The 13,138-nt window shown below is 66.8% G+C and carries 10 protein-coding genes, 1 tRNA gene and 1 pseudogene; 9 read left to right on the top strand and 3 right to left on the bottom strand.

Annotated elements, in window-relative coordinates; all coding sequences use genetic code 11:
• Nucleotides 1–225: 225 nt before the first annotated feature.
• Genes asnB through ACWFR3_RS02000 form a run of 4 tightly spaced genes read left to right on the top strand, consistent with a single transcriptional unit; the run spans nt 226 to nt 5,071 of the window.
• Entirely contained in the window at nt 226–2,466 is a 2,241-nt protein-coding gene (gene asnB / locus ACWFR3_RS02015) for an asparagine synthase (glutamine-hydrolyzing) (protein WP_453732570.1), read from the top strand.
• A gap of 4 nt (nt 2,467–2,470) precedes the next feature.
• Complete coding sequence (locus ACWFR3_RS02010; RefSeq protein WP_453732569.1) at nt 2,471–3,478, top strand: ABC transporter ATP-binding protein; 1,008 nt, start codon at nt 2,471–2,473, stop codon at nt 3,476–3,478.
• The gene (locus ACWFR3_RS02005; protein WP_453732568.1) at nt 3,475–4,260 is read left to right on the top strand and encodes an ABC transporter permease; all 786 of its coding nucleotides are present in this window, start codon (nt 3,475–3,477) and stop codon (nt 4,258–4,260) included. The genes ACWFR3_RS02010 and ACWFR3_RS02005 overlap by 4 nt, the downstream gene beginning before the upstream one ends.
• 13 nt (nt 4,261–4,273) lie before the next feature.
• Nucleotides 4,274–5,071, top strand: a complete 798-nt coding sequence (locus tag ACWFR3_RS02000) for an ABC transporter permease (RefSeq protein WP_453732567.1) — start codon at nt 4,274–4,276, stop codon at nt 5,069–5,071.
• A 438-nt stretch (nt 5,072–5,509) separates the two neighbouring features.
• Here the strand turns inward: ACWFR3_RS02000 and ACWFR3_RS01995 are convergent, their stop codons facing one another.
• Nucleotides 5,510–6,352: an IS5 family transposase gene (locus ACWFR3_RS01995; protein ID WP_453732566.1), complete on the bottom strand. Its 843-nt coding sequence runs from the start codon at nt 6,350–6,352 to the stop codon at nt 5,510–5,512.
• Nucleotides 6,353–6,591: 239 nt separating this feature from the next.
• On the opposite strand from ACWFR3_RS01995, the gene ACWFR3_RS01990 reads away from it, so the two are divergent.
• Nucleotides 6,592–6,671: transfer RNA gene (locus ACWFR3_RS01990), tRNA-Pro, on the top strand.
• A 104-nt stretch (nt 6,672–6,775) separates the two neighbouring features.
• Here the strand turns inward: ACWFR3_RS01990 and ACWFR3_RS01985 are convergent.
• The gene (locus ACWFR3_RS01985) at nt 6,776–7,831 is read right to left on the bottom strand and encodes an integrase core domain-containing protein (protein WP_453732565.1); all 1,056 of its coding nucleotides are present in this window, start codon (nt 7,829–7,831) and stop codon (nt 6,776–6,778) included.
• Between the two features lie 89 nt (nt 7,832–7,920).
• Here ACWFR3_RS01985 and ACWFR3_RS01980 point away from each other — a divergent pair.
• The 3 genes and pseudogenes from ACWFR3_RS01980 to ACWFR3_RS01970 all read left to right on the top strand — a co-directional run.
• Nucleotides 7,921–8,184, top strand: a pseudogene (locus ACWFR3_RS01980) (integrase core domain-containing protein); the annotation flags it as partial.
• 1,070 nt (nt 8,185–9,254) lie between these two features.
• Entirely contained in the window at nt 9,255–11,342 is a 2,088-nt protein-coding gene (locus ACWFR3_RS01975; RefSeq protein ID WP_453732564.1) for a tetratricopeptide repeat protein, read from the top strand.
• Between the two features lie 156 nt (nt 11,343–11,498).
• Nucleotides 11,499–11,879 (top strand): transposase domain-containing protein, encoded by a 381-nt coding sequence (locus ACWFR3_RS01970; RefSeq protein ID WP_453732563.1) that lies wholly within the window; start codon nt 11,499–11,501, stop codon nt 11,877–11,879.
• A gap of 36 nt (nt 11,880–11,915) precedes the next feature.
• On the opposite strand, the gene ACWFR3_RS01965 is transcribed toward ACWFR3_RS01970, so the two are convergent.
• Entirely contained in the window at nt 11,916–12,704 is a 789-nt protein-coding gene (locus ACWFR3_RS01965; RefSeq protein WP_453732562.1) for a helix-turn-helix domain-containing protein, read from the bottom strand.
• Between the two features lie 118 nt (nt 12,705–12,822).
• Between ACWFR3_RS01965 and ACWFR3_RS01960 the strand changes: the two genes are divergently transcribed.
• On the top strand, nt 12,823–13,128 hold the full coding sequence (locus tag ACWFR3_RS01960; protein WP_453732561.1) for a sulfatase-like hydrolase/transferase: 306 nt from the start codon (nt 12,823–12,825) through the stop codon (nt 13,126–13,128).
• The last annotated feature ends 10 nt before the right edge of the window (nt 13,129–13,138 follow it).

Genomic DNA, 13,138 nt, shown 5'->3' with positions numbered 1-13,138 from the left:
TTCTGCTGCACGGGGTAATCTCGGCGGCCGGAAATTCACCGGGAAAAGGAGGTGTATTCGAATGAAGAAGTACGAGAAGCCGCAGGCCAACAAGATCGACATCACGACTGTTCTGAAGACCAGCAAGTGATGCGAGATGGGAGTGCCGTTCCCAGATTCCTCGGGAACGGCACTCCCATCGGCACGAGCAGGTGAGCACTGCTTGCCGGGGAAAGGTGAAGGGAAATGTGCGGACTGGGCGGGCTTGCCCGTATCGACGGGCGGCATCTGGACGCCGGTGCTGACGTCGTCCTTGAGACCATGGCGCGGACCCTGGCCCATCGCGGCCCCGACGCCGAGGAGCTCCTGCGGGACGGAGCCGTCGGCTTCGCCTTCACCCGGCTGTCGCTGGTGGACCCCGCGGGCGGCGGTCAACCCTTGACCAGCGCCGACGGATCGATCGTCCTGATCGCCAACGGCGAGATCTACAACCACCGCGCGCTGGCCGCCAGACTGCCCGCCCGCGGCAGGGAGTTGCGCGGCGGGTCCGACTGCGAAGTGCTCGTGCACCTCTACCAGGAGAAGGGCCTGTCCTTCCTCGACGAGGTGCGCGGGATGTTCGGACTGGTCCTGTGGGACCGGCGCCGCAACGTCCTGGTGATGGCCCGGGACCACTTCGGTGTGAAGCCGCTCTACTACAGCCGGAACCGAGAGCGGATCGTCTTCGCCTCGGAGATCAAGGCCCTGTTCTCGGATCCCGCCTGCCCGCGCCGGGTCGCCTGGGACGAAGCCCTGACGAGCCCGACCCTCACCTCGTCGCCCGCCCTGGACACCTCGGCGCCCACGACCTGGTTCGACGGAGTGGAGTCCGTGCCCGCCGCGACGATCATCGAGATCGATCTCGCCGACGGCGCCACCCGCGAACACCGGTACTGGACCCCTCCGGATTTCATGGGCGATCCGGCGTTCGCCGAACGCGACGACCGTGACGTCATCGCAGAGTTCCGCGAGCTCCTGGCCGACTCGGTGCGCGACTGCGCCACGGCCGACGCCTCCATCGGGCTCTTCCTCAGCGGTGGCGTAGATTCCGCAGCGGTCGCCGCCCTGGCCTCGGGCACCGCCTCACTGGAGACGTTCACCGTTCTCAACGGTTCCACGATCGCCAATGAAGACGCCGCCTTCGCACGCAGGGTGGCCGAAACGCTCGGTGTACCCAACCACCAGATCCTCTTCGAGGCATCGCACATCCCCTCCGCGATGGAGTGGAAGCGCCTCCTGTGGCTGACCGAGATGCCGACCTGCGGCCCCGAGCAGTACTACAAGCACGAGCTCCACCGGCATGTGCGATCCCAGCACCCCGGGATCAAGGGCATGTTGCTCGGCGCCGCTGCAGACGAGTTCTGCGGCGGGTACTCCGTGCTGGCCTCCGGAGGCCAGGGGTGGAACGGCTTCATGACGGCTCTGGGAGACATGGACCGCCGGGCACGGCTGCAGAGCGGCCCGCGGGCGCTGGACGTCTGGTGGGAGGGTGCCGAGGCGGGGCTGCTGTCCGAGGATGCCCTGAGTGCCCGTCACGACCAGCGCGGCCGGGACCCCTACGCCCTCTTCGTCGCCGCGAAGATGCGCGACGTGACGCAGTACAACTGCTGGCACGAGGACCGCACCGCCGCCGGCAGCGGTATCGAGGCCCGCGTTCCCTTCCTCGATCGGCGGCTTTTCGAGCTCGTGGCCGGCATCCCGCCCCAGCGCCGTGAGCGGCTGCTGTGGGACAAGGCCATCGTGAGAGAGGCGGTGGGTGACCTGCTCCCCCGGGACGTCGTCCACCGTCCCAAGGTCCCCTTCTTCTACGGCGAAGGCGTCCAGCACACCCACCGGACGTTCATCTCCATGCTCGCGCAGAACGGCTATGCACTCCTGGAGGAGGCCCTAGCCAGTCCCCGGGGCAAGGAATACCTGAACGCCGACCGCGTGTACGCACTTCTGCGCCGCCTAGAGCACGCTCCCCTCTCCGGGCAGGTGGAACGGCTTCTGCCGCTGGTCAACCTCTGTTTGCTGGACCGGATGACCGCCGACCTGCCCGATCCTCCCATCGCATCCGAGCCGCTGCTTCCACCGGTGCGCAAGACGTACGCCGTGGACGGGGAGACTGAGGCCGCCGAGGCCGTGGCGCTGACGGCCGGGCCACCACGCTGGGATGAGCTCAGCCGTCTGGTCCTCGCGGACAACGCCGTCCTGCTGAGGGGCGCCGACGAAACGACCTGGTACATCGCTGTCGACGGCTCGCTGGAGTACGTCCTGGACGGCGAGGAGCCGTGGCTGGCGTTCCTGCGCAACCTCGACGGGACAAGCACCGTGCACCAGATCTGCGCCTCCGCAGGCACCACCCCCGAGGCGCTGGAGTCCCTTCTGACGGAGTGTCTCGACCTGGGACTGCTGGTATCGGCGGGCCCCACGCCCGTCCCTCCGACCATCACAGAACGGTCATGACCCGATGCACACCTCAGATTTCGCGATCGAGACCGACGGACTGCGCCGGTCCTATGAGACCAAGACCGGTTGGCTCAGGCCCAAGCGCTTGGTGATTGAGGCCGTGCGCGGCGTGTCCTTCCAGGTCGCCCGGGGGGAGCTCTTCGGTCTGCTGGGCCCGAACGGGGCAGGCAAGACCACCACGATCAAGATGCTCAACACCCTCCTGCTGCCGACAGCGGGCCGCGCCTCGGTACTTGGCTACGACGTGGCCCGCGACCCTGTACCGGTCCGTCGGCGGATCGGATACGTCTTCGGCGGCGACAAGGGGCTGTACGAACGGCTTTCCGCACTCGACAACCTCCGCTACTTCGCAGAGCTGTACGGCGTGGACCCCCGGGAGCAAAAGACCCGGATTCCCGAAATGCTGGAGGCCGTGGGACTGAAGGGCCGTGAGCAGGAACGCGTCGAAGGCTACTCACGCGGCATGCGCCAGAAGCTGCACATCGCGCGGGGCCTGCTGCACCGGCCCGAGGTGCTCTTCCTGGACGAGCCGACCATCGGTGTCGACCCCGTCGCGGGGCGGGAGTTGCGCGCCATGGTGGCCGACCTGGCTGCCACCGGCATCACCGTCATCTTGACGACGCACTACATGGCGGAAGCAGATGAACTCTGCGATCGAATCGCCGTCATCAACAACGGCGTCATCGAGGCCGAGGGAACCCCGGCCGAGCTCAAGGATCGTGTGCGCAAGCTCGACGTCGTGGAGATCGAGGTACGACAAACCCTGAACGACACCCACCTGGACACGCTGCGCAGGCTACCCGGTGTCGAACGGCTTAGCCTCGAGCCCGGCGGCATGACCGACGTCCTTCAGGTCCATGTCAGGCCCTCGCCTGAGGGGCACAGCGCGGTGATCTCGTCCCTCGCCGATGTACGGACCGGCCGGATCACGACTCGGGAACCTACGCTCGAGGACGCCTACGTCGCCGTCATCGCGCAGGCTGACGACGCCTCGAAGGCTCCGGCATGACCAGAGCCCTCACCCAGTTCCGTCGGCTCGTTACTGTCGGTGCCCGCACGCACCTGCTGCACCTGTCCCGGTCAGGTGTCGACCTCGTCGTCGCGCTGTTCGCACCGGTCATCTACGCCACCCTGGCGGTCTACCTCTTCCGCGCCGGCGGACACCCCGACCGCCTCTTGCAGGCAGCAGTCGGCGCCGGCCTGATGGGCGTCTGGTCCTCAGTGCTCTTCGGTTCCGGCGGCGCGATCCAGGACCAGCGGTGGATGGGGACCCTCGAGTCACTGGTGATCGCTCCCACCCGGCTGTTCCTGGTGCTGCTCCCCATCACCTTGGCCTCGTCACTGGTGGGGATGTACTCCATGTTCGCCACCATCGCCTGGGGCACTCTGCTCTTCGGAGTCCCGCTGGCCCCCGCCTCACCAGTGCTGTTCGCCCCCGCGCTGATCGTGTGCGTGGTCGCCCTGGGCATGCTGGGCATGTTCCTGGCCTCCACCTTCGTCCTGCTCCGCAACGCCAACGCCATGGCCAACGCACTGGATTACCCGGTGTGGATGCTGTCCGGCATGCTCGTGTCCACCACAACGCTTCCGGGCTGGACACACGCGGTGACGTGGGCGCTGCCCACCAGCTGGGCCGCGCGAGCCGTCCAAGCCGCCACCGGGGGAGGCGCAGTTGCCCTGCCGGCAGCCCTGGCCCTCGGGCTGGGCTGCGTCTACATGCTGATCGCCTTCGTGGCCTTGAAGTGGGTCGAAAAGCGTGCCCGCCAGGCAGGGACGCTGGCACTGACATGAGTGGAGACAGCCGGTGAGTACCTTTACCCGTACCGTGCGCTTGGTGTTCCTGGGCGGCGCGATGTCCTATCGCGCCCTCTTCAACTGGACGAACCCTCCGATCTTCATCGGAACCCTGATCGTCAGTCCGCTCTTCCAGATCTTCTTCTTCGTCCACGTCGGCCGAACGCTGGGAGTGGCAGACGACCGCTTCTACCTCATCGGGAACACCGTGCTCGCGGCAAGCGTGTCCTGCGTGTACGGCGGAGTAATGGCCGTATCCAAGGAGCGACGCTGCGGGACCCTTGGAATGGTCCTCCTCAGCCCACGAGCCCGAGTCCCCCTCTGGGGCGGTCGTGTACTGCCCTACGTGGGCAACGGCTTCCTGGTCATGGTCTTCATGCTGGTGGTGGGGTCGCAGACTCTAGGGATCGAGCTGCCGCTGTCCGTACTCGGCGGCGTAGCCGTCATCTTCGTGGTGGCAGCGGTCTCCTGCGCCTTCTTCGGTCTGGCCCTGGGAGCTCTCTCGCTCCGGGTTAGAGACGCTTCCGTCGTCTCGAACATGGCCTTCACCCTGCTGATTCTCTTCAGCGGCGCGAACCTCCCGCACGAGGCCATGCCCGGCTGGATGCAGGCCGTCGCGACTGTGACCCCCATGTCCCACGCAATCGACGCCCTCCGCGGGCTCTTCGCGGGAGCCTCCTACTCCGTCATCTGGCGGGATCTCGCAGTCGAAGGCGTACTGGCAGTCGGCTATGCGGCCCTGGCCCTGATCCTGCTTCGCTACTTCGAGCAGCGAAGCCGCGCGACGGCCACTCTGGACATCGCCTGAGGGCGACCGCGTCACGACTTTCCCTCCGGCCTGTCGACGTGAAACCAAAACAGATCCCCGGTTTCCACCACCGCCGCTCCTCACCCACATCGGACGTCGTGTCCGAGCCACCACGGACCGACATGCGTCCCAGAAGAACGGAGTCGATCCCGTGTCCCCTGAACGCGCACAGCCGCGGAACCTGCTCATATCGACCAACTGCGGCACGGCCACAGATTCTGCGCCGGAGACGCCACCCAACTGGGTCATCTGGAGACAGGGGGACGAGGATGTCGTGTTCGACCTGACGCTGAACATACCGGTGTACTTCTCATCGCCCGAATCCTCGGCACAGGCCGTTCGACGACTGCGTGAGGTCAACGCAGAGACCTACGCTACCTATCCCGGACGGCCATGCCACGAGAGCTAGTTCACTAGTGGGTGTCTGAGAAGGGTAGGTCAGTGTCGGGCTCTTTCCACGCGGTGCAGTAGGAGCATGATGGTGGCCAGGTAGACGGCGTTCTCCTGACTGGCGGCTAGGTATTCGTAGTCTTTGGACAGCCTTCGATACCGGCCCAGCCAGGCGAAACTCCGCTCGATCACCCAACGACGTGGCACCACCTGGAACATCGGCACCTCGCGTGGTGCGGCGTCGGCCCTGGCCCAGGTCCGCCGGAAGGCGCCATCCGTCCGCTGCACGATTTGGACGGTGATGCCGGTCTCGCCCTGTACCCAGGCCAGGAACTCGCGGCCGCGGTAACCCTGGTCCGCCCACAGGTGCCGAAGGTGCGGGAACTTGCCCGCGCATCGGGCCAGCAGGACTGCTGCCCCGTCGCGGTCGCTGATGTTGGCGGGGCTGACGCACACGGCCATGACCAGGCCGAGTGTGTCGACCATGAGATGCCGCTTGATGCCCAGGACCTTCTTGCCGCCGTCGTAGCCATGCCAACCGCCCCGCTCGGTGGCCTTGACGCTCTGGCTGTCCAAGACCCCGGCGCTCGGGGTTGCTTCCCGGCGTTGACCAGCTCGTTCGCGAGCGCGCAAAGCGTCGAGAACCTCCTCCCAGCGGCCCTCGATGCGCCACTGCCGCCAGTAGTGGTAGACGGTCTGGTAGGGCGGGAAGTCGTGCGGCAGCAAGCGCCAGGCGCAGCCGGCCCGCAGCCAGTACGCCAGGGCGTCGATCAGCTCACGGCGCGGATGCTTGGGCGGCCGGCCGTTTGGCTTCGGCGGCGGAACCAGCGGTTCGAGCACCGCCCACTCGGCATCAGTGAGATCCGTCGGGTATGCACGCCGATCGGCCATCCCCACCTCCCCGAAGTGCGGGAACTACCAAGGCACCTGCCCTGGAGGGCCTTCTCAGACACCCACTAGCCGCCAGTCAGGAGAACGCCGTCTACCTGGCCACCATCATGCTCCTACTGCACCGCGTGGAAAGAGCCCGACACTGACCTACCCTTCTCAGACACCCACTAGGTGGGGGATTGGCCGGTAGAGGGCCCAGCGGCGCTGTACTTCCACGTACGGCGTCGTACGGGCGCCAACGGGGCTTCAGAACTCCGAACCGGAATCGTGCACTTGACTGGGGGTCAAGGGGTCGCAGGTTCAAATCCTGTCGTCCCGACGGAAACGTCGCAGGTAGGGGCCATCTTCGGATGGCCCCTACTTCGTTTTTGGGAGCAAATCTGGGAGCGGGAGCCGCTTGTGGGTGCCCGCAACTGGGCCGCCCTATGCGGCCTGGGTGTATGCGTGGATTATCCCGCCGAGTAGATCACGACGGACGACCTCACGGTCAGGGTCGACCGGGCTGGGGAGTGGTCGCAGGGGTGCTGCTTGGTGGAGGGCGCGGTGGGTGTTGAAGTGCGTTTCGTATGTGGCCAGTACGTTGCGCAGGTGCCGTTCGTTGATGATTAGTGTGCGGTGGAGGAGTTCCCGGCGGCAGCCGCCTATCCAGCGCTCGATGTACGCGTTCGGCTGAGGTGCTCGGACCGGAGTGAGCAGGACCTGCACGGCCTGGGACGCGAGGACGGCGTCGAAGGCGTCGGTGAACTTCGCGTCCCTGTCCCTGATCAGGAACCTGACTCGGTCGACGCGGTCGTCCGGTGCCATGAGGAGCTCACGTGCCTGCTGGACTGCCCAACCGCCGGTCGGATGGGCAGTGACGCCAAGCAGGTGCACTTGGCGGGTGGAGATCTCCATGGCCACCATGCAGTACAGGCGCCGCAGCAGGACGGTGTCCACGTGGAAGAAATCCACCGCGAGGATCCCTGAAGCTTGGCTGCGCAGGAACTGTGCCCAGGTCGGGCCCAAGCAGCGGGGTGCCGGGTCGACCCCGGCCCTCTTCAGGATCGCCCATACCGTCGCGGCGTCAACCGGACAACCCGGCCCAGCCAGCTCACCCGTGATCGGGCGGTATCCCCAGTGCGGGTTCTCCGCGGCCATCCGCAGTGCCAGCTCCCGCACGGTGGGCGGGGTCGGCGATCGGCCTGGGCCTCGGCGTTTGTAGGTCCAGCGGCGCTTGACCAGGTCGGAGTGCCAGCGCAGCAGCGTACCCGGGGTGACGAACAGATGCCCTCGCTGGTCCTTGGGCAGCAGCCGGGACAGCGCCGCGATCACTGCCCGGTCCGCCCACGAGGGCTGGGGCCGGAGGACCTGACGGCGGAGCACTGCAAGCTGATGCCGCAGTACGAGGACCTCCGCGTTCTTGGAAGCCTCCGATCGCGCCAGCAGCGCAATCCATCCCAGGGCCTTCAAGAAGGTCAGATACAGCAGTCGCAGAGTCATGCCCCAGGATCTCGCCACGCCTGACCTCGACCGCAAGGCCAAGTCAGCTGGGGTAGCCGAGTTTCGGGCAACCACAGTCGAAGGCGAACGCGATTGACGAGAGAGTCGTGGGCACCCTGCGCCGTGAGCTTCTTGATCGGATCCTGATCTACAACGAGGCCCATGCTGTGAAGGTACTGACCGAATACCTTCAGCATTTCAACGGGCACCGGCCTCACCAGTCGCGGTGGCAACTTCCCCCAAACACAACCGAATCACCCTTCCCGGCCACTGTCCACGACCTGGAGGACCACCGGATCCGGCGATATCCCGTCCTTGGCGGCTTGATCAACGAGTACCACCGCGCTGTCTGATGGAACGGCATCGCAGCAGCTCACGGCACCGAACTGTAATTTCGAGCAGGACACCCGGGGATCGTCATCCTTGGTGGGAGTCTGCTCGGATACTTTCCCTGTGTGGGGCGGCTCTTGTGCCGCCGCACGATCGTGTTCTTCTGCAGAGTGAGCTCTCGGATTGTTCGCGCCAGGACGCCGGGTCTGCTACGCGTCGTTCCTCAGTGAAGTGGGGGCTGGGGCAACTGACGCGGGGCCGCCCGCTTGTTGAGAGTGCGACCCCGCGTTCTTCGTTAAAGGGAGATACCGACCCGGTCCCAGGTGCGCCCCCGTGGATACACTTTCACCCAGAAACAATGAGGGGCTGCTGGCTTGCAGGAAGGGCGCTGCGAGGGGGATCGCATGTTGGATCAGGCGTTGATTGCATTGGCTTCGGCGGCCGGTGCAGCTGTGGCGTCGGCCGCGGGGACAGATGCGTGGGCGGGGTTCCGGGTGCGGGTGGCCCGCCTCTTTAGCAGGGGCAACCTGTCGGATGTCCTCCAAGGGACGTTGGACCGCCTTGACCGGTCGGCCACCGAGCTGGACAGCGCCGACCCAGAGGAGTCCCATTCGGTACGGGCTGGGGTAGAAGCCTCCTGGCGGACCCGGTTCGAGGACCTGTTGGAGGACCTGGACGACGTCGACCGCGTACAAACAGCCGCCCAGTTGCGTGAGTTGGTAGCCCTGGTCCATCAGGCCCGCAGTGGCGTCTCGGCTGCAGGTGAGGGCATCGCTCTTGGCGGAAGCGCGCACATTCAGGCCCACGATCGAGCTGCGGCCGCTTTGAGGATGGGCGATGTAGCCATCGGAAACCCTCCGCCGCCGGGCCCGAGCCAGGGCTGACCGCACCCGGCATCAATCAAGCCCTGAACATCACAGCAAAGACTTCGCTCTTCGCGCAGGACCACAGCATGGTGGTCGGCCAGGCCGGGACGGTGAAGCACTACGCTGCACCGCGGCCGCCTGTGTCCTGGCCGTACCTGGTGGGCAGGATCCCGCGCCAGGCGGACTGCTTCCAGGACCGAGGCCCGGTCGGCTCGTTGGATGCTGCGGTGGCCGAGGTGGGTGCGGCGGTGCTGTGCCAGATTCTTGCGGGGGCCGGAGGGGTCGGCAAGACACAGCTCGCGGCCCACCACGCCCGCCAGGCTTGGCGCGCCGGACAAGTCGACCTGCTCCTCTGGATCACCGCAGCCACCCGTGAGGCGATCGTCGCCGCTTACGCCACGGCCGGCGCCGCCGTGCTCGGCGCAGACCCCGACCGCCCGGAACAGGCTGCGGAGGAGTTCCTGGCCTGGCTGGAACCCAACCCGGCCTCCACAGCCAGCGAGAGTCCGGGGTGCCGGTGGATGGTAGTGCTGGACGATCTCACCGACCCCGCCGATCTACGGGGCCTGTGGCCCCCGAGCAGTTCCCTCGGCGAGACCCTGGTCACCACCCGCCGTCGGGACTCCGTGCTGACCAGCGGCTCACGCCGTCGCGTCGATGTGGGCCTGTTCACTGAGGCCGAGGCCGACACCTACCTCACTGCTGCCCTCGCCAACCACGGCCGCGCCGACCCGCCCGCGCACATCCACGCCCTGACCCGAGACCTAGGCAGGCTCCCTCTGGCCCTGGCCCAGGCCGCCGCTTATCTCAACAACGCTCGCTTCAACGAAGCTGATACGCAAGCGGAGTTCCTGCCGATCGACTGCCTGCTCTCGTGCCCGGCCCCCTGTGCCCGGGCGGACTGTGTCAACTACCGCAAGCAGTTGTCCGACCGCGCCCGCACCTTGGACGACGTCCTGCCCGAGCCCGGCGCCCTGCCTGACGACCAAGCTGCCACTGTCTCTGCCGCCTGGTCCTTGTCCATCGACCGCGCCAACACTCTCCGCCCGGCGGGCCTGGCCCGCCCGATGCTGCAGCTGACTGCGATGCTCGACCCCAACGGCATCCCCACCGCCGTCCTGACCAGCCCACCCGCCTTGACCCATCTCACCGAAGAACGAACCACCCCACACACCCGCCGCCAGAACCCGGTCTCGGTCAGTGCCGAGGACGCGGTCGGCGCGCTGAGGGCACTCCACCGGCTATGCCTGCTCGACACCACTGCCGACCCTGGCTCCACCACCGCCCATCAGACGGTACGGGTCCACAACCTCATCCAACGCGCCGTCCGCGATCCCCTGCCCACCGATCGCTACGACCAACTAGCCCGTACCGCCGCCGACGCCCTGACCGCCGTCTGGCCCGAGGTGCCACGCGAGACCACCCTCGAACAGCACCTGCGCGCCAACACCACCGTACTCACCGCTTGTGCCAACGAGGCGCTTTACCGACCCGACGCTCACGAGGTGCTATACCTCGTCGGCCGCAGTATCGGAGAAGCTGGCCACACCATCACTGCACGTGACCACTTTGCTCATCTCACCACCACAACCAGCCTGCGGCTCGGTCCCGACCACCCCGATACGCTCACCTCCCGACACCACCTGGCCCGGTGGCAGGGCCAAGCTGGGGATCCCGCTGGAGCCGCAACTGCCTTCGCCGAGTTGCTGGGGGACCGAGTCCGCGTACTGGGTCCCGACCACCCCGACACCCTCATCACCCGCCACAACCGGGACCGGTGGCGAGGGGAGGCGGGAGACCCCTCGGGAGCTGCGGCCGACTTCTCGGCATCGCTGCGGGACCGGATCCGCGTACTGGGTCCCGACCACCCCGACACCCTCATCGCCCGGCACAATCTTGCGCACTGGAGAGGAGAGGCTGGGAACACTGCTGAGGCGGTGGCCTCCTTCGATGAACTCCTGCACGACTTGTACCGGGTGCTGGGCCCCGATGACCCCCATACCCTCAGCGCGCGGCACAACCTGGCGTACTGGAGGGGTAAAGCGGGGGACCCGGCTGGAGCCGCGACCGCCTTCGCTGAGTTGCTGGAGGATCGAACCCGCGTGCTGGGCCCTGACCACCCCCACGCCTTCACCACCCGGCACAACCTGGCGTACTGGAGGGGTAAAGCGGGGGACCCGGCTGGAGCCGCGACCGCCTTCGCTGAGTTGCTGGAGGACCGAACCCGCGTAATTGGCCCTGACCACCCCGACACCCTCACCACCCGGAATAACCTGGTGTATTGGCAGGACGCTGCGGGGCGCGGCGGCGCGTGAACCTCTCTACGTAGATTTGAGGTGAGCGCTAAAGGCAATGCTGTTGCTTTAGTGGGCGGCGAAGTCTGATCGCAGGGCGTCAGGGGTCGGTGACCGAGAGTGTTCCTGAGTCATCGGGTCCTTGGGCGTTGACCTGGATGTATCCGCCGGGTCTGGGTGATCGGGTGGTGGCCGCGTGCGGCCGGACCGAGCATCGCAGAAGGCTGCTTCCCGCCCGGCTGGTGGCCCGGTCCGGCGTTGTGCTCGCCGGCCCCGTATCTCGAGGTGCTGCGCCATCTGGTTGCGGGGCTGCGTGGGGTCGGCGGGTGGGGGTCCTGGCGGATGCCGGCGAAGTCCTCGCCGCTCCGGGCCCGAGACCGGCTGGGATCCGGGCCGCTGCGGGTGCTGTTCGCCGCCACCGCCCGGCCGTTGGCCGGCGAGAGAACGCCGGGCGCGTTCTTGTCCCGCGTGAAAACCCTGGTTCGGACCGATGACCAGGCCGTTTGTCTACCTGCTGTCAGGTGCTTGTTGGTACTCGTTGATGAGGCCGCTGAGTAGCTGTGTGCGGCGGACGCGGTTCGCGAACGGGTGCATTCACGGCGGACGGTGCCGACCCAGCGTTCCGCGAAGGCGTTCGCCTTCGGCGATCTCGGTGGTGTGAGGAGACCTGTACGCCCGCGCTTGCGAGGACAGTGTCGAAGGCGTCGGAGAACTTCCCGTCCCGATCGCGCAGGAAGAACCGGAACCGGTCGACCTGGTCATCAGGTCCATCAGCAGGTTGCGGACCTGCTGGGTCACCCAGCCCCGGTTGGGGTGGTCGGTGACGCCGAGGATGTGCACCCGGCGCGTTGAAACTTCCACTGTGAACAGCACGTACAACCTCCGGCGGAACGCGGTGTCGACGTGGAAGAAGTCGCACGCGGGTAGTCCGGAGGCTTGCGCGCGCAGCAAGGTGGACCAGGCGTCGCGTGCCCGTTGGGGCGCGGGCGGGACGTTTGCCTTCCGCAGTGCTGACCGGACGGTAGCGGCGGAGACGGTGACGCCCAACCGCGCCAGTTCGCCCTGCATGCGCCGGTGACCCCACAGAGGGTTCTCCCTCGCGAGGCGCAGGATCAACTCCCGTGTCTCCTCTGATATCGGTGGCCGACCCGGTTTCTTGTGAGGGTAGGTCCACTTGTCGGCGATCAGCTCCCGGTGCCAACGGAGCAGTGTCGCCGGGGTGACGAAGAAGCTGCTCCAACACTCTCTGGGCAACAGTCTCGACAGGGCCGCCGGCAGAACCCGATCTCCTGGTTCTGACTTCGGGCGGCCGACTTGACGTTGGAGCACGGCGAGCTGATGCTGCAGCACGAGCAGTTCGACGTCCTTGGCCGCGCTGCCCATCAGCCGTAAGCTTGCCAGCTTCAGTGCCCTTCGTGTCAGCAGGTAGATCCATGACCACCGCATGGACTCCGATCATCCTCGGTCTGACACCGCTCCCGCGAAAGAATGCTCCAGCTCAGTGGCCCGAACCCGGGTTTTCACGCGGCACACGCTCTACCTGTTCATCAACGTAAGCGCGACGCACGTCCCGCATGGTCACTACCTCGGCCAGAGCACCGACACCGTCTCCTCCCAACAAGCGGCGCTGGCCTACGCCGATGCGCATCTGGGCCGGCTCGTCGATCAGCTCACCGCTGCCCGATCGTGGCTGATCATCGTGTGCGCCGACCACGGAGACGCCTACGGCGACGACGGCTTTAACGGCCGGGGCATCGCGCATCCCAGCGTGACCTCCGTGCCGTACGCCGCATGGGTCCAGCCATGACCGCTACGCT

The organism is Streptomyces sp. NPDC055189, from assembly GCF_053606765.1.
Note: the sequence above shows the minus strand (reverse complement) of the source record. Positions and strands in the feature narration are given on the sequence as shown.